Annotated in this window: 14 protein-coding genes; 6 read left to right on the top strand and 8 right to left on the bottom strand. The window is 72.0% G+C overall.

Features of this window, described 5'->3' with window-relative positions; translation table 11 throughout:
- Positions 1-56: 56 nt before the first annotated feature.
- The 3 genes from POL25_RS21085 to POL25_RS21075 form a co-directional block, all read right to left on the bottom strand.
- The gene (locus POL25_RS21085) at positions 57-2807 is read right to left on the bottom strand and encodes a serine/threonine-protein kinase (protein ID WP_272087925.1); all 2751 of its coding nucleotides are present in this window, start codon (positions 2805-2807) and stop codon (positions 57-59) included.
- Positions 2808-2814: 7 nt separating this feature from the next.
- Entirely contained in the window at positions 2815-3807 is a 993-nt protein-coding gene (locus POL25_RS21080; RefSeq protein ID WP_272087924.1) for an ADYC domain-containing protein, read from the bottom strand.
- 184 nt (positions 3808-3991) lie between these two features.
- The gene (locus POL25_RS21075) at positions 3992-6043 is read right to left on the bottom strand and encodes an ABC-F family ATP-binding cassette domain-containing protein (protein ID WP_272087923.1); all 2052 of its coding nucleotides are present in this window, start codon (positions 6041-6043) and stop codon (positions 3992-3994) included.
- Between the two features lie 66 nt (positions 6044-6109).
- On the opposite strand from POL25_RS21075, the gene POL25_RS21070 reads away from it, so the two are divergent.
- Entirely contained in the window at positions 6110-6601 is a 492-nt protein-coding gene (locus tag POL25_RS21070; protein ID WP_272087922.1) for a hypothetical protein, read from the top strand.
- A gap of 164 nt (positions 6602-6765) precedes the next feature.
- Here the strand turns inward: POL25_RS21070 and POL25_RS21065 are convergent, their stop codons facing one another.
- Together POL25_RS21065 and grxD are read right to left on the bottom strand one after the other, a co-directional pair.
- Positions 6766-7155: a hypothetical protein gene (locus POL25_RS21065; protein WP_272087921.1), complete on the bottom strand. Its 390-nt coding sequence runs from the start codon at positions 7153-7155 to the stop codon at positions 6766-6768.
- A gap of 122 nt (positions 7156-7277) precedes the next feature.
- On the bottom strand, positions 7278-8198 hold the full coding sequence (gene grxD, locus POL25_RS21060; RefSeq protein WP_272087920.1) for a Grx4 family monothiol glutaredoxin: 921 nt from the start codon (positions 8196-8198) through the stop codon (positions 7278-7280).
- A 108-nt stretch (positions 8199-8306) separates the two neighbouring features.
- On the opposite strand from grxD, the gene POL25_RS21055 reads away from it, so the two are divergent.
- The 3 genes from POL25_RS21055 (at position 8307) to POL25_RS21045 (ending at position 10135) form a co-directional block, all read left to right on the top strand.
- Positions 8307-8819: a hypothetical protein gene (locus POL25_RS21055; RefSeq protein ID WP_272087919.1), complete on the top strand. Its 513-nt coding sequence runs from the start codon at positions 8307-8309 to the stop codon at positions 8817-8819.
- A 112-nt stretch (positions 8820-8931) separates the two neighbouring features.
- Positions 8932-9327 carry a Co2+/Mg2+ efflux facilitator ApaG/CorD gene (gene apaG / locus POL25_RS21050; protein WP_272087918.1) on the top strand — a complete coding sequence of 132 codons (396 nt, stop codon included), beginning with the start codon at positions 8932-8934 and terminating at the stop codon, positions 9325-9327.
- Between the two features lies 1 nt (position 9328).
- Complete coding sequence (locus POL25_RS21045; protein ID WP_272087917.1) at positions 9329-10135, top strand: hypothetical protein; 807 nt, start codon at positions 9329-9331, stop codon at positions 10133-10135.
- 108 nt (positions 10136-10243) lie between these two features.
- Here POL25_RS21045 and POL25_RS21040 read toward each other — a convergent pair whose 3' ends face one another.
- Positions 10244-10798 (bottom strand): hypothetical protein, encoded by a 555-nt coding sequence (locus tag POL25_RS21040; protein WP_272087916.1) that lies wholly within the window; start codon positions 10796-10798, stop codon positions 10244-10246.
- A gap of 342 nt (positions 10799-11140) precedes the next feature.
- A complete protein-coding gene (locus POL25_RS21035) occupies positions 11141-11641 on the bottom strand; it encodes a GNAT family N-acetyltransferase (protein WP_272087915.1) in 501 nt (166 codons plus the stop codon).
- A gap of 23 nt (positions 11642-11664) precedes the next feature.
- Here POL25_RS21035 and POL25_RS21030 point away from each other — a divergent pair, with 23 nt between their 5' ends.
- Positions 11665-12369, top strand: a complete 705-nt coding sequence (locus tag POL25_RS21030; RefSeq protein ID WP_272087914.1) for a hypothetical protein — start codon at positions 11665-11667, stop codon at positions 12367-12369.
- A 156-nt stretch (positions 12370-12525) separates the two neighbouring features.
- On the opposite strand, the gene POL25_RS21025 is transcribed toward POL25_RS21030, so the two are convergent.
- The gene (locus tag POL25_RS21025) at positions 12526-13083 is read right to left on the bottom strand and encodes an RNA recognition motif domain-containing protein (protein WP_272087913.1); all 558 of its coding nucleotides are present in this window, start codon (positions 13081-13083) and stop codon (positions 12526-12528) included.
- Between the two features lie 428 nt (positions 13084-13511).
- Between POL25_RS21025 and POL25_RS21020 the strand changes: the two genes are divergently transcribed.
- The gene (locus POL25_RS21020) at positions 13512-15425 is read left to right on the top strand and encodes an ABC-F family ATP-binding cassette domain-containing protein (protein ID WP_272087912.1); all 1914 of its coding nucleotides are present in this window, start codon (positions 13512-13514) and stop codon (positions 15423-15425) included.
- The last annotated feature ends 45 nt before the right edge of the window (positions 15426-15470 follow it).

Here is a 15470-nt window from a genome sequence, read left to right as displayed (position 1 = left end):
CGGAACCGTGTCTTCCACGTCGCCGGCGCTCACCTCCGGCGATCATACCCCGAGGCTCAGCCGGGGCCGCAGGCCTGACGCGCCAGCTCGCTCGCTTCTGCCCGCAGCGGCTCGGCCTCGTCGAGGTCCGCGACGGCGCCCCGTGCCAATTCGCAGACTCGTGCGCTCACTGTCGGCTCGCGCGGCGCCAGCACCACGGCGAGCTGGGCCGCGGCGCGCGCCCGATGCTGCGACCCGACGGCGTTCTGCCGCACCATCACCCGCTCGAACCATCGGACCGCCGCGTCGCCGTCGCCTCGCTGCCGCGCCACCTCGCCGGCCCGCAGCGCCGCGCGCGTGCCCCCGTCGTCATCGGCGCCCGAGACCTCGTCGAACACCCCCACCGCGCGCTCATACAGCTGCTGAGCCTGCTCCGTGTCACCCGCCGCCGCGGAGACGTCCGCCAACCCCTCGAGCGCCTCGGCGAAGAACTTGTCGCGCACCTCGGTCCGCTCCGCGATCTGCACCGCCCGCGCGAAGAACTCGGCCGCCTCGGCGCCCCGGCCCGCCCGCACGTGCGCGTGCCCGAGGCCGACCAGCGGGTACCGCAGATACTGGTGCTCCGGCCCGTGCGCGCCCTCGAGAAGGGCCAGCGCGCGCAAGTAGCTCGGCATCGCCTCGAAGTGCCGGCCGCGCCCGAGGTCGACGTCGCCGAGGCCGATCAGCGGGTGCGCCGTGAGCGGATGACCGTCGCCGAGGATCGCCTGGAACAGCTCGTGCGCGCGCGCGAAGTGGCCGTGGGCCGCGTCGAATTGGCGCCGGTCGACGTACAGGATCCCGAGGTTGTTGTGCACGATCGCCTCGATCGGATCGGACTCGGCGAGCCGCCGCAGCCCGGCGATCGCCGCCTCGTACGACGCGCGCGCGGCCTCGAAGTCGCCGAGGTTGTCGTCGATCGCGCCGATGTTGTTGTGAAGCAGCACGCCCAGCTTGCCGCCGTCGCCGGCGCGCTCGAGCAGCGCCTCGACGAACGGCACCGTCGCCAGCGCCTCGCGCGGGCGCGCGAGGTCGTTGCCCACCACGAAGATCCGCATGATCGCCGCCTCGGCCGCGATCGCGTGCAGGTCGTGGGTGATGCCCAGCCGCAGCGCCTGCTGCAGCGCCGCCTCGGCCTCCTCCCCGCGCACCGACGCCATCAACACCCGGCCCTCGCTCAGCGCCGCCTGGGCCGCCAGCGGCGGATAACCGAGGCTCGCCGCCTCCCCCCGCAGCTGCCTCGCCAGCGCCAGCCCCGACTCGTACTGCCCGGTGCGCTCGAGGATGTCGACGCGCCCCAGCTCGCGCCCCGCCGCCTCGACGCGCTCGGCCACCGCCGGATCGTCGGGCGGCACCGTCTCCACCAGCTCGCTCGAGTCGCTGCACGCCGCGAGGCTCGGCAGCGCCGCCACCGCCTGCACCGCGTTCTCGACCACCGATCGTTCGGCGGCCAGGAACACGTCGACCAGCGTCGCCAGGTGCGCCTTGCGCCGCTCGAGGCAGGCGACCCGCAGATCGGTCAAGCGATCGGTCTGGGCCCCGGTCGCGTGATCCTGACAGGCCGACTGCCGCGCCCCGAGCCAGGCCCCCGCGTAGGCGTCGATGCGGCCCGCGACGCGCCGCGCCGTGTCTGTCGCAAAGGCCAGGTGCGTCGCCTCGAACGCGCGGGTCATCGCCGTCGCCCGAGCCTGGTCCCACACCCCCGCGAGCGCGTCGGCGTCGAAGCGACAGCGCTGCCCGCCCTCGACCTGCGACACCGCCACCGCGTAGCTCGCCACCGACGCCGCGCCGATGAGGCCCGCCATCGCCGCCACCCGCACGCGCAGCTTCCAGGGGTCGTGCTCGAGCGCCGCGATCATCGCCGCCAGGCTCGGCCAGCGATCGCCGGGCTCGAGCGCCAGCGCCCGCGCGATCACCTTGAACAGCCGCCGCGGCACCGGCGACTCGAGCGGCGGCGGCGACACCATGCCTTCCTGGATCTGCAGACGGATCGCCTGCCACGAGTCGCCGCCGAACGGCCGCACCCCGTAGAGCGCCTCGTACAGCGTGATGGCGAAGCTGAACTGATCCGAAGTCGGCCCCGCGGCGCGGCCGAAATGCTGCTCCGGCGACATGTACGCCGGCGTCCCGAGCACGTTGCCGAGCTGCGTCAGGCGGACCGACCAGTGCAGCATGCTCGAGCGATCGTCCGGCACGGTCCCCGGCGCCGTCGCGTGGGCCGGCGGCGCCTCCTCGCCCGGAGCCGTCGTCGTCACCTCCGGATCCATCGACGCCCCGCGAAAGCCCCGCTCCGCCGGTTCGTCCGCGCCCTCCGCCTGCACCAGGCCGAAGTCGAGCACGCGCGCGTGCCCGTCGCCGTCGACCAGCACGTTGTCGGGCTTGAAGTCGCGGTGCACCAGGCCCGCCGCGTGCGCCGCTGCCAGCCCGCGCCCCGCGTCGCACAGCGTGCGGAGGACCCGCTGCCACGGCCGCGGCGTGCGTCCGAGCCACTCCGAGAGCGTCTCGCCCTCGACGTACTCCATCGCCATGTAGATGCCGCCGTCGTGCTCGCCCACCTGGTAGACCTGCACGACGTGCGGGTTCGACAGCCGGGCCATCGCCTGCGCCTCGCGCGTCATCCGTTCGCGCACCGCCGGGTTGCCGAGCAGCTGCCTGCGGACCAGCTTGAGCGCCACCTTGCGCTCGAGCTTGCGATCATAGCCCACGAACACCACGCCCATGGCCCCTTCACCGAGCTTGCGCTCCACGATGAAGGGGCCGATCGACGTGGGATCTGGGCTCGCCTCGCTCATGCGGCCATCAAGGACCTACCACGATCTTGCCGCTCTGGATAAGGCCGCCCGACGCGAAGGGGGCGCCGCACGCCGGGATGTTGCAGCCGATCTGTTGGTTGGCGAGCCGCGTGTTGGCGGTGTTGAGGCACACCGCGCCGTTCGGGCCCCACTCGGCCTCGACCACGAATTGCCGGTCCGGATCGACGGTCTGCACGCCGATTTGATCGAGCACATGGATCAGCGTCCCGGCCTCCGTGTGCGACGAACCGTTACCGCAGTAGTCGGCGCGGACCAGCCGCGTGCACGCCTGATGGAACTCGCGCAGGTTGGCCTTCCACGGCCGGTAGCCCCACTCGACGCACTTCGCCAGCGCCGCGTCGCGGCAGGCGAACGTCAGCCCGTCGCCCGTCGACGGCAGCCGCTTCCCGTTCGCCGAGTCCCACACGTCCCCGAGCAGGATCGCCTGCGTCGGCTCCCCCTCTTCGTCGACGCACAGCGGCTCCCACTCCTTCTCGTCGACCTTGAGCGCCAGGTCGTAGAGCAGCACGTCGGAGCCGGGCGCCAGCGGCTCGACGTCGAGGACCTTGAGCGTCTTCTTCCTGGCCCAGCCGCCCTCCGCCAGATCGAACTTGATCCTGGTCGAGTCGAGCTCGGTCCCGGAGAACACCTCGTTCGTCGTCGTCTTGATGTGCAGATTGCTGCCCACCAGCCAGCTCGACTGCACGTTGTACGACTCCTTGCGGAGCCTGATCTTCTCGATCTCGATGTAGTCGGTGGTGCCGTTCGGCCCGTTGAGCCGCGCCCCGTTGAGCCGTGCCCCGTTGAGCCGCGCCCCGTTGAGCTTCGCCCCGTTGAGCTTCGCCCCGTTGAGCTGCGACTCGCGCACGCTCACCACATCTTCGCTGCAGCCGCACTCGCCCGCCTCCGGCGCGTCGCAGCCCGCGCCCATCGCCATGCTCGCCGCCACCCCGGTCAGCCACGTCCATCGCTTCGACATCGAGCCCTCCCGCATCGGCATGGCGACAAGACTAGCAGCGTCCTCAGCCTCGGCCCGCCGAGCGGCCTCGGCGGCCATGTGCGGCGCTATCGTGGCCGGGCTTTCAACTTGCCACAGCGTCCACTGTGCAATCCTCGCAGCGCGGCGTAGGCAAATTCGCCGCCTGAATTTGCGGGCCTCAGGCCGCCCGGGGGTCGCCGCGCGCTCACCCCTCGCTCGCGCTCTCGGCCTCCATTCCTTCGAGTTCGGCCTGCGCGACCTCCCAGCGGGCGGTGAGCTCCTCAAGCGCGGTCGCGTCGCGGCGATAGCCGTCGAGCAGCTCGCTGCGGCGGGCGTTGTCGGCGTAGGTCGCCGGATCTGCGAGCTGACCGCTGCGGCGGCGCTGCTCGGCCTCCAGCGCCGCGATCTCCCCTTCCATCGCCGTGACGCGCTTGCGGAGGGGTCCCAGGACGCGGTTGCGTTCGCTCCGTCGCTCGGCCTCGCGCCGCCTGGCGTCGCGCCCGGGCTTGGCCGGCTCCGACCTGTCCGCCGGGACCTTGTCGTTACGACCTGGCCCTTCGGACCTGCCCTTTTGGACCTGTTCCGAAGGACGGCTCGCGCCCGCGGTCCGGCCCGGCGCCGCCGGCGGCTCGCCGTCGCGGCGGCGCCGGCTCGAGTCCATGTACTCGTCGAGCGTGCCCGGGTAGGTCTCGACCTTGCCGCCCTCGACGTCCCAGATCCGGGTCGCCAGCGCGCGCACGAAGCTGCGGTTGTGGCTGACGAACAGCAGCGTGCCGTCGTAGGTCTTGAGCGACTCGGCCAGGCTCTCGCTCGACTCGAGGTCGAGGTGGTTGGTCGGCTCGTCCATCAGCAGCAGGTTGCCCGGCTTGAGCAGCAGCTTGGCCAGGGCCACGCGGGCCCGCTCGCCGCCGGACAGCACGCGGATCGGCTTCTCGACGTCGTCGCCGGTGAACAGGAACGCGCCCAGGATCGTGCGCACCCGCGTCTGCCCGGCGCTGGGATCGACGGCCGCGACCTCCTCGAACACCGTGCGCTCGCCGCGGAGCGCGTCCGCGTGGTGCTGCGCGTAGTAGCCGACCTTGATCTTGTTGCCGAAGTTGACGCTGCCGCCGTCGGCCTGCAGCTCGCCGGCGATGGTGCGCAGCAGCGTGGTCTTGCCGGCCCCGTTGACGCCGATGATGCCGATCTTCTCGCCGCGGCGGACGCTGAGGTCGACCTTGTCGAGGACCACCCGCGACCCGTAGGCCTTGCGCAGCTGATCGACGCGCAGGCTCTCGTTGCCGGTGCGGTCGCACGGCGGGAAGCCGAAGCTCATCACCTGGCGGCGCTCGAACACCCGCACCTCCTCCATCTTCTCGAGCATCTTGACCCGGCTCTGCACCGCCGCCGCCTTGTTGGCCTGGGCCCGGAAGCGGTCGATGAACTGCTCGGTCTTCTCGCGCTCGCGGGCCAGATTCTTGGCCTTGTTCTCGAGCACCACCTCTTCCTCGGCCCGCTGGCGCTTGTAGCCCTCGTAGTTGCCGCTGAACTGGCGGATGCCCTCCGGCTCGAAGCTGACCACCCGATCGATCTGCTCGTTGAGGAACTCGCGGTCGTGCGACACCAGCACGAACGCCCGCCTGTAGCGCTTGAGGTAGGCCGAGAACCACGCCACCGACGGCAGGTCGAGGTGGTTGGTCGGCTCGTCGAGCAGCAGCAGATCGGGCTGCTGGAACAGCAGCGAGGCCAGCACCGCCCGCATCTTCCACCCGCCGCTGAACTCGTCGAGCGGACGCGTCGCGTCCTCGGGCTGAAAGCCGAGGCCGGAGAGGATCCGCAGCGCCTCGTGCTCGGTGTACTGGACGTCGAAGTCGGCGGTCCGCGTGTGCGCGTCGGCCAGCCGCTCGGCCGCCGTCATCATCGCCTCCTCGTCGCCGCTCTGCTCGGCCGTCGCCATCTCGCGCTCGGCGTCGGCGAGCTGACGCTCCAGCTCGGCCCGGCCCGGCACGCTGCCGACCACGAAGTTCACCAGCGTCTGTTCGCCGCCGAGCTTGAGGTCCTGCGACAGGTAGCCGACCCGCACCCCGCGCGCGAAGCGGATCGAGCCGCGATCGGTGCCCTGCTCGCCCGCCAGCATGCGCAGCAGCGTCGACTTGCCGGACCCGTTGGGACCGATGAGGCCGATCCGGTCCTCGCGCCCGATCCGCAGGTTCAGAGCCTCGACGATGGTCTTCTTGCCGAAGCCCAGCGACACGTTCTCGAACACGACGATGCTCACGGTCGCGGGTTATCGCCGAACTCCGCGGGCGTGCACATCGCCGCGGTGCGCGTACACTCACGGCCGATGACGACCCTCGACCCGGACACCCTCGAGCGGCTCAGGCGCCAGGTCCCGCTGCGCCTCGATCGGCGCGGTCAGTTCTTCTTCGAGGACGACCCCGTCTCGCACCCCGGCGTGCGCGCGCTGTTCCTCCGCAGCCTCGACTGCACCCCCGGCGGCGAGCCCAGCCTGCGGGTCGGCGAGCAGTGGTGCTACCTCCAGGTCGAGGACTGCCTCCTGCGCGCCCTCCGGGTCACCCGCGCCGGCGACGGCACCCCGCAGCTCCACCTCGACGACGGCCGCGACCTCCCGCTCGACCCCGCGACGCTGTGGGAAGAGCCCGAGCAGGGCCTGCGCTGCAGCGTCCCCGCCCAGTCCAGCGGCCGCCCCCTCAGCGTCCGCTTCACCAACACCGCCCTGGCCGACCTCGCCCCCTGGCTCGACGACGGCGACCCGGTCGCCCTGCGCCTCGGCGAGCGCCGCCTGCCGGTACCGACGCGCCCGCCAGGCGGGTGACCGGCTCGCGCGGCCCGGACCTGTCCTTCAGACCTGTCCTTCAGACCTGTCCTCTGGGACCTGTCCTCTCGATCCTGTCTGAACGAGCCTGTCCGAACGGACCTGCCCCTTCGAGCATGCCCCATCGGACATGCTCCGCGCCACGTCGCCCGGCCGACCCCGGCTCAATCGGACATGTTCGCGCCGCCGGGCGACTCGCCGCCGCCGCCCTCTTCGTCCTGCTTGATCTTCTTGGTCGCCTCTTCGTAGGCCTCGGCCTCTTGCTGGGCCTTCCTCTGCGACGCCAGGATGAAGTCGGGCACGCCGAGGATCTTCTGCTTGGCCTTGAACTGGTAGGCGTAGAACATCTCGACGTTGTCGTAGATGGCCCCGCACATCTGGTCGCGCGCCTCGCCGACCAGCGGCTCCTTGGTGGCGGGGTCGACCAGGCGGGTCGCCAGCCAGGCGTCGACGGCCGCGCAATAGTCGGCGTCGCCGCCCGCGCACACGCCCTGGCTCAGGCGCTCGCACGGGCTGGCACAGCCGCCGAGGCCGACCGCGAGCAGGATCGACATGGCCCCGAGGACAGGGCGCGACAACGAGCGAACGACAGAAGAAGCGAAGGACATGGCGTAGGCGTGAAGGACGCTAGTTTACCGATCCGGGGCGGTCAAGCGCAACGCTGGCGGGCTGCGGCTCAGTAGCGCGGCACCGCGGAGTCGACCTCGCGCGACCAGGCGTCGATCCCGCCGCGGAGGTTGTAGACCTCGCGGAAGCCCTGGCTCACGAAGAACTCGGCGGCCGCCTGCGAGCGCACGCCGTGGTGGCAGTGGAACGCCAGCGGCGTCCCGCGATCGAGCGCCAGGATCTCCGCACGCACCGCCTCGTCGACCAGGCGCGCCCCGGCGATCGCCGCGATGGCCTGCTCCTGCGGCGTGCGCACGTCGAACAGCTGCACCGCCCCCTGCGCGAGCTTGCCCTGCAGCTCGGACGCGCCGATCGAGCGGACCTGCGCCGGCGCGTTCGGGTTGTCGATGGCGAAGCCGGCCTCGCCGTCGCGCTCGACGAAGTCGAGGCGCAGACCCTCGGCCCGGGCCGCGCTCATGCGATCGAACAGCAGCGTGATGCCCTCGGCGACGACCTCGAGGTCGCCGGCCTCGCGGCCCTCGACCGCCAGGTCGTGCTCGAAGCGCGGGCTGATGCGCACGCGAATCGCCTCGCCCGGGCCCGCCTCGGCCGTGACCTCGCGGAACACCGCCGCCGCGCGCGGGCTGACGTGCACCTGCGGCGGCCGCACCTCCGACGCCCCGAGCAGCGTCGAGAGCTCGCCCGACATGTGCATCTCGCGGACGATGTCGGCGCCGCCGACGAACTCCCCGCGCACGTACAGCTGCGGGATCGTCGGCCAGGCCGAGAACTCCTTGATCGCCTCGCGCAGCTCCGCATCGGCGAGCACGTCGACGCCGGTCCACTGCGGCACCAGCGAGTCGAGCACCTCGACCACCCCGGCCGAGAAGCCGCACGCCGGACGGAGCCGGGTGCCCTTCATGAAAAGCACCACCGCGTCGGCCTTGATGAGCCCCTGGATCCTGTCTCTCAGCGCTTCGGTCAGCGACATCGCGGCAGTGTACTACCGCCCTCCGAACTCGCCCCGCGCCGGCGCGCGTGCGGCTTCTCAGGCGCCTCGTCCCCGGCCCGGGCTTGCACCTGCTATCGTCGCGGCTGCATGTCGCGTCGCGCGTCGCTCCTCGCCCTGGTCGCCTGCATCGGCGCCGCCTGCAACAGCGACGACCTGCTCGGCGGCGCCGACCTGCCCGCGACCACGAGCACGAGCACGACGACCACCACCACCGGCGAGCCGCCGACCACCGGCGAGCTCACGACCACCACGACCACCACGACCGGCGGCGACACCACCACCGGCGCCAGCAGCACCACTCTCGCGCCGGAGCCGCCGCCGACCTGCGACGAGCTGCTCGACTGCGTGCTCCCCTGCGCTCTCGGCCTCGACCTCGAGTGCGCCCAGGCGTGCGCCGACGGCCTCTCGCCAGAAGAGGCCGGCAAGGCCTTCGAGCTGGCCCTCTGCGTCGGTCAGGCCTGCTTCGAGACCGAGGCTTGCACCACCGAGAACTTGATGGACCCGGTGTGCCTGGCGTGCATCGGCTTCCTCCTCATGGACGACAGCCCCGCCGGCTGCGAGGCCGAGGCCGAGGCCTGCGCCGGCTCGCCGGGCGAATGAGAATTCTTGCGGCGCGACCTCGCTATCGCGCCTGACAGGCACCTTCGCGCCGCCACGGCCGGGTCTCGGGCCGCTTGTCGGCGGACGTGCGCGCGGCGTATAGATGGCCCCCGTGTCGACCTCCGAGGCGATCACCAACGGCGTGCGCGTGCGCATCGCGTCGCAGTACCTCCCCGAACACTCCCACGCCAACCAGAGCGAGCGGCAGTGGTTCTTCGCCTATACCGTGAAGATCTCCAACGAGGGCATCGACACGGTGCAGCTCGTCAGTCGTCACTGGGTCATCACCGACGCCAACGGCCGCACCGAGGAGGTCCGCGGCGCCGGGGTCGTCGGCGCCCAGCCGGTGCTCGCGCCCGGCGAGTCGTTCGAGTACACCTCGGGCTGCCCCCTCAAGACCGCCTACGGCACCATGCGCGGCACCTACCAGATGGTCACCGACGACGGTCAGCAGTTCGACGCCGAGATCGCGCCGTTCGCCCTCAACATCCCCTACGCCGTGAACTGACATGACTCGCCCGTCGCTGCTCCTCGCCTCGCTCACGCTCCTCGCCTGCAGCTCCGGCGACGACCCGGCTGACACCAGCGACAGCGGCGTCACCACGGCCACCGTCGGCACCGAGACTTCGACCACCGACGCCTCGACCACCACCGGCACCTCGACCGGCCCGACACCGACCACGAGCGACGGCACCACCACCGACGGCGAGACGACCACCACCTCGACGACGACCACCACCAGCACCACCGACGAGCCGACCGGCACCACCGGCCCGATCTGCGACCCCGGTCAGGCCAACTGCGTGTGCGACGGCGGCTCCTGCGACGACGGCCTCGAGTGCGTCGACGACCTCTGCGTCGAGGGCCTCGTCTGCGACGGCGAGATCGGCGAGCCCGACGACAGCGAGGCCAACGCCCAGGACCTCGGCGAGATCGACGACGACGACGACAACACCGTCATGGCCGACGGCGTGCTCAGCGGCGCCGCCGACGTCGACTGGTTCACCTACCACGCCCTCGACACCTTCGGCCACGTCGCCGAGCCGACCATCAAGGTCACCTCGTCCGCGACCGTGCGCGTGTGTCAGTTCATCGAGTGCGACACCGGCGGCGCCGTCGGCACCGAAATCTCCTGCCCCGAGGGCACCCAGACCGCCCTGTCCGGCGCCCTGCGCCCCGGGTGCTGCGGCGGCGCGACCTTCACCGTGTCGGACTTCAACTGCTCCGGCAGCTCCGACGACCTCCGGGTCTACGTGCGCATCGACAAGCCGAGCCAGGACGAGTGCGTCGAGTACGGCCTCGTCGCCCACAACTGACCCGGCCGCGGCGCGTGGGCTGTCCCATGACAGCCCAGAACCAACACCTGTCCCGAGGGCCATCCGGGGCGCAGCTCGGCTCGCGCTCCAGCTGCCCCGAAGGTCACGTCACTGCGGCGCGCCGTCCGGCGCCTGCGCCGACACTGTGATCGGCCGCCCCGCCATCACCCCGAAGAACGTCACCAGCAGCGCGACTGTCCCATAGGACAGCCCGAGCACCACCCCCGCGTCGACGATCCCGCGCCACGGCTGGTCGAGCCCGCGGACCAGGGTGACGAGCGCGGTCACCCCGATCACCAGGCCCCACGACAGGATCAGCCGCTTGCGGGTGGCGTAGAACAGCCCCATGCAGAACAGCGGCGCCAGCACCACGTGCAGCGGCCGCGGATAGCGAGCCACGTAGAACGCCCGCGCCACCGCCCGCGGCACGAACGCCTTCTGGAACCCCTTGTAGCCCTCGGCGTACAGGTTGAACAGCGACCAGCCGACATACAGCGCCCACTGCAGCGGCGTCATCCCGGTCGTCAATGGTTCGACCGCCAGCGGCGTCAGGCGGACGATGGCACTCACCAACAGCGCGACCACCCCGAGCATGCCCCACACCGCGATCAGCACGGCCGCGGGCGTACGGGGCGGGAACAGGCGGACCATCGCGCTCGTCATGGGCGCGCGAATGTACCCCGCCGCCGCGGCCCTGACGACCCGTGCGACCGAGCGAAGCGCCGCCGCGGAGGTGATTTTGCCACGGGCGCGATTTCGCCCGCCGGCCTCCGACACCCCCGAGCCGCGAGCTCGCGCCGCCGCGAGCGACCTCGTTCACCAACCGCGCCGATCTGTTCTTTCGGACAGATCGGCCCGGGCCAGTTCGCCCTCACCCCATCGACCTGTCCGATCGGACATCCCCATCGTCTCACCGCAGGCCGCGACCTCCCGCCCCCGTTCGTGTCCCCGACCTGTCCCTTCCGACATCCCAACCGCTGCCGATAAAACCTGTCCTTCGGGACATTAACGGTCCTCCCGCAGGGCGCCTCCGACCCGCTTGCGCATCGCCACGCAGCGCTGCGGCGGCCGCTTGCCGCTCTGGCGGGCGTCGCGGCGCCAGCCCAGTCGCTCGTAGAACCCGACCGCGTTGAGCGTCGCCCACAGCCGCAGCTCCACCATCCCGAACGCTCGCGCCACTCGCTCGAGGCGCTGCATCAACCGCAGCCCGAGGCCGCCGCCCTTCGCGTCCGGGCGGACGTACAGCGCCCGGACCTCGCGCGTCGCCAGGCGAACCGCCGCGAACGCCACCACCTCGCCTGCTCGCTCGGCCACGAACACCGTCGACGAGCGCAGCATCCGCTCGTACAGCCCCGAGTTCGGCGCGAGCCACTGGTCGATCGCCTGCGGCGAATAGTGCCCGGCGCACAGATGGCGCACCGACGCAGTATGGACCGTGGCGATCGCGGCGAGATCTGCAGGCCGCGCCAGCCGGATCGACGGCGCCCGCACTGCATGAGTGTACACTCGGCCCAGGAGTAATTCGCACCATGCAGCACCACCGCCTCCGCGCGCTCGGCGTGGCCGGATCGATCTTCGCCGCGTGCGGACCCGGGGCCGCGGGCGAAGCCGAGCCCGCGCCTGCTCCTGCTCCGATCGCCGCGCTGCCGCCCGTCGAGGCCAAACCTGCCCCGCCCCCGCCCGCTCCGCCGGTCGGCCCCGGCCGGCTCGACGCCGAGCTCATACGCGCGGCCGGCTCCGCGCACGGCGTCGACAAGATCAAGCTCGAGGTCGAGGCGGATGGTTCGGTGCGCTACCTGTCCGTCTATCACCAGGACGTCGCGGCCGTGCCCGAGCCGGTGCGCAAGCAGCTCGACGCGACCTACCCCGGCGCCCGGCTGCTGCGCTACGAGCTCGAGCACGTGGTCCCGCACGGCCGCCTGCACGAGATCGAGGTCCAGACCGCCGACGAGCAGCAGTGCGAGCTGAGCGCCAAGGCCGACGGCGGCATCGTCTACACCCAGTGCCACATCGATCCCAAGGCCTTGCCCGAGCCCGTGCGCGTCGCCTTCGACAGGGCTCATCCGGGCGCCGTCATCAAGGAGGTCGAGAAGAAGACCCTGACCGGCGCTGGCGAGGAGTACGAGATCGAGTTCGAGGCCGGCGGGCGCCTGCACGAGCTCTACTTCAAGCCGGACGGCGCCGTGATCCGCCACGAGCTCGTCATCCCCGCCGTCATCGAGATCCCCGCCTAGCCGCTCGGACATGCCCGAACGGACAGGTCCGTGACCACGCGCGACCGCTTCGCTCGCGCGATGGTCCCGCCGGACAACCGATAGCTGGACCAAAGCGAGCGCGCCGCCGCGGGGAGACCCCGGGGCGGCGCACTGGCTCAATTTTCGACGAAGGACTCAGTCGTCGCCGTAGTCGTCGTCGCGCCGACGACCACCACGACCGCCGCCGCCGCCGCCGCCGCCGCGACCACCGCCGCCGCCGCCGCCGCCGCCGCGACCACCGCCGCCGCCGCCGCCGCCGCCGCGACCACCGCCGCCGCCGAAGCCACCGCCGCCGCCGCCGAAGCCACCGCCGCCGCCGCGACCACCGCCGCCGCCGCCGCCGAAGTCACGACCGCCGCCGCCGCCACCACCGCGGGGAGCACCGCCCCCGCCCTGGAAGCCGCCCGACGGGGCGCGCTCGACGAAGGGACGCGAGGGCCGATCGCTGCGGGCGCGCTCGACCGCGGCGTCGCAGCGGATGGTCCGCCCGTCGAGCACCGCGCCGTTCATCGCCTCGAGCGCGGCACGACCGGCCGCCTCATCGGCGAACGTCACGAACCCGAAACCACGGCTGCGCATGGTCTCCTTGTCCTTGACGACGATCGCCTCGTCGACCTTACCGAAGGGTTCAAAGGCCGCGCGCAGGCTCTCGTCGCCCGTCGCCCACGCCAGTCCACCGACGAAAATTTTCACTTCTGTCTCTCTCCTATTCTCTCTTCACTGCACGCCACGTCGGCCGTGGCTCGCGGCGCCCTGAGCGGGACCGCGTCGTTGCGACACTCCACAAGCGACACGCCGGACGCACACGCGCGTCGCGACCGGAGCGAGGCCGGCTGCGACCCGACGGGCTCCGTGAGTGCCGATTGAGGTCATGACCACAAGCAGGATCCGCCGACCGCCCGGGACCTGTCAACCTCCGCGAGCCCTGCCCGCGGCGATTTCACCTCACGCGGCCCTGGCCTGGAATTCGCCGCACCCCGGAATTTCGCGGCCCGGGCGGCCATGCCGCGCCCTCCTTCATGATCCCGCGGATCGCCTCGCGGCCGGCACGCGACGCGATGGGCGTGTTCTCCCCCACAATTGCCGCGCCGGCGGCCCGGGCGGAGGTAAAGTCCCCGCCCGTGCCCATCGCAAGCCTGCGCCAGGTCGAAAAGAGCTACGGCGTGCGCCGCGTCCTCGCCGGCGTCAACCTCACGCTGATGACCGGCGAGCGCGTCGGGCTGGTCGGCAACAACGGTTCGGGCAAAACCACGCTGGCCCGGATCCTGGCCGGCCTGGACGCCCCGGACGCCGGTGAGGTCGTCCTCCGGCGCGACGCCGCGATCGCGTACCTCGAGCAGGAGCCGCGCCTCCCACCCGGCCTCACCGCCCTCGAAGCCGTCCTCAGCGGCCTCGGCCAGTGGTCTGCCGCCCGCGCCCGCTACGACGCCGCCACCGCGCGCCTCGAGCAGGCCAGCGACGCGGCCGCGGTCGACGTCCTGGTGACCGAGCAGGCGGCCGCCGCCGCGGAGATCGAGCGCTGCGGAGGTTGGTCGCGGGCGGCCGAGGCCGAGTCGTACCTCGCACGCCTCGGGGTCCGCGATCCCACGGCCCTGACCGATCGCCTCAGCGGCGGCGAGCGCCGACGGGTCGCCCTCGCGACCTTGCTCGCGCGCCAGCCCGACCTCGCGGTCCTCGACGAGCCGACCAACCATCTCGACGTCTCCGCCATCGAGTGGCTCGAGCGTCACCTCGCCGAGAACTATGTCGGCACTGTCCTCCTCATCACCCACGATCGCTACATCCTCGACCGCGTGTGCACGCGGACCTTCGAGGTCGATCGCGGCAGCGTCTACGCCTACGACGGGGGCTTCGGCGCCTACCTCGAGGCCAAGGCCGAGCGCATGGCCCACGCCCAGCGCACCGAGGCCAACCGGCAAAACTTCCTCCGCCGCGAGCTCGAGTGGTTGCGGCGTCAGCCCAAGGCGCGGACCACCAAGCAGACCGCGCGGGTCAACCGCGCCGAGGCCGAGCTGGCCAAGTCCGGCCCGCCGCGCGACCGTCGGGTCGAGCTGTCCCTCGAGGCAGCTCGCAGCGGCAAGACGATCCTCGAGCTGCGCGGCGTCACCCTCGAGCTCAGCCGCGTGCTCGTCCGCGACTTCACCCTCGCCCTCAATCAGGGCGAGCGCATCGGCGTCGTCGGCCCCAACGGCAGCGGCAAGACCACCCTGCTGCGCTCGATCGTCGGCGACCTGCTCCCGAGCGCCGGCGAGGTCGTCCGCGGCAAGCACACCGCGGTCGCCTACCTCGACCAGAACCGCTCCGGCCTCGACGACGACCGCACCGTCTACGACAACATCGCCGAGCGTCGCCGCGGCCTCGACCTCGGCGGCGGCCACCCGCTCGACATCGCCCGCTACCTCGAGCGCTTCCTGTTCGACACCAGCACCTACGCCCAGAAGGTCGGCTCCCTGTCGGGCGGCGAGCGGGCCCGCGTCGCCCTCGCCGTCCTGCTGTCGGGCGCCTCCAACCTCGTCCTCCTCGACGAGCCGACCAACGACCTCGACGTCGCCACCCTCGGCGCTGTCGAGGAGATGCTGCTCGAGTTCACCGGCGCCGCGATCATCGTCACCCACGATCGTTGGTTCCTCGACCGCGTCGCCACCTCGATCCTCGCCTTCGAGGGCGACGGCAAGGTCGTGCGCCACCACGGCAACTACAGCGACTACCTCGAGCGCCTGGCCGAGATCGAAGCGGCCCCTGAACCACAGCCCACCGCACGGCCCGCGCCCGCCAAGGTCGCCGCGCCCGTAGCGAAGCGCGGCCTCAGCTCGAGCGAGAAGCGCGAGCTCCAGGGGCTCCTCGGCAAGATCGAAGCGGCCGAGGGCGAGGTCGGCGAGCTCGAGGCCAAGCTCGGCGATCCGGCCGTCTACGGCACCGGCAAGGATCAGGTCGCGGAGCTGGTGCGCCAGCTCGACGCGGCCCGCCAGCGCGCCGCCGCCCTCGTCACGCGCTGGGAGGACCTCGAGCAGCGGAGCGCGGACGCCGGGGCCTGACGTCGCGGCGCGGCCGGCGTCTCGCGCCGCCCGGGCACGTTATGG

The sequence above is a fragment of the Nannocystis bainbridge genome (assembly GCF_028368995.1).
GTDB lineage: Bacteria > Myxococcota_A > Polyangia > Nannocystales > Nannocystaceae > Nannocystis > Nannocystis bainbridge.
Note: the sequence above shows the minus strand (reverse complement) of the source record. Positions and strands in the feature narration are given on the sequence as shown.

Coding starts and splice junctions, on each gene's coding strand:
- POL25_RS21055 (WP_272087919.1), top strand. CDS start 8,307: ATGTCGCGTCGCGCGTCGCTCCTCGCCCTGGTCGCCTGCATCGGCGCC.
- grxD (WP_272087920.1), bottom strand. CDS start 8,198: ATGTCGCTGACCGAAGCGCTGAGAGACAGGATCCAGGGGCTCATCAAG.
- POL25_RS21070 (WP_272087922.1), top strand. CDS start 6,110: ATGACGACCCTCGACCCGGACACCCTCGAGCGGCTCAGGCGCCAGGTC.
- POL25_RS21040 (WP_272087916.1), bottom strand. CDS start 10,798: ATGACGAGCGCGATGGTCCGCCTGTTCCCGCCCCGTACGCCCGCGGCC.
- POL25_RS21085 (WP_272087925.1), bottom strand. CDS start 2,807: ATGAGCGAGGCGAGCCCAGATCCCACGTCGATCGGCCCCTTCATCGTG.
- POL25_RS21030 (WP_272087914.1), top strand. CDS start 11,665: ATGCAGCACCACCGCCTCCGCGCGCTCGGCGTGGCCGGATCGATCTTC.
- POL25_RS21045 (WP_272087917.1), top strand. CDS start 9,329: ATGACTCGCCCGTCGCTGCTCCTCGCCTCGCTCACGCTCCTCGCCTGC.
- POL25_RS21065 (WP_272087921.1), bottom strand. CDS start 7,155: ATGTCGATCCTGCTCGCGGTCGGCCTCGGCGGCTGTGCCAGCCCGTGC.
- POL25_RS21080 (WP_272087924.1), bottom strand. CDS start 3,807: ATGCCGATGCGGGAGGGCTCGATGTCGAAGCGATGGACGTGGCTGACC.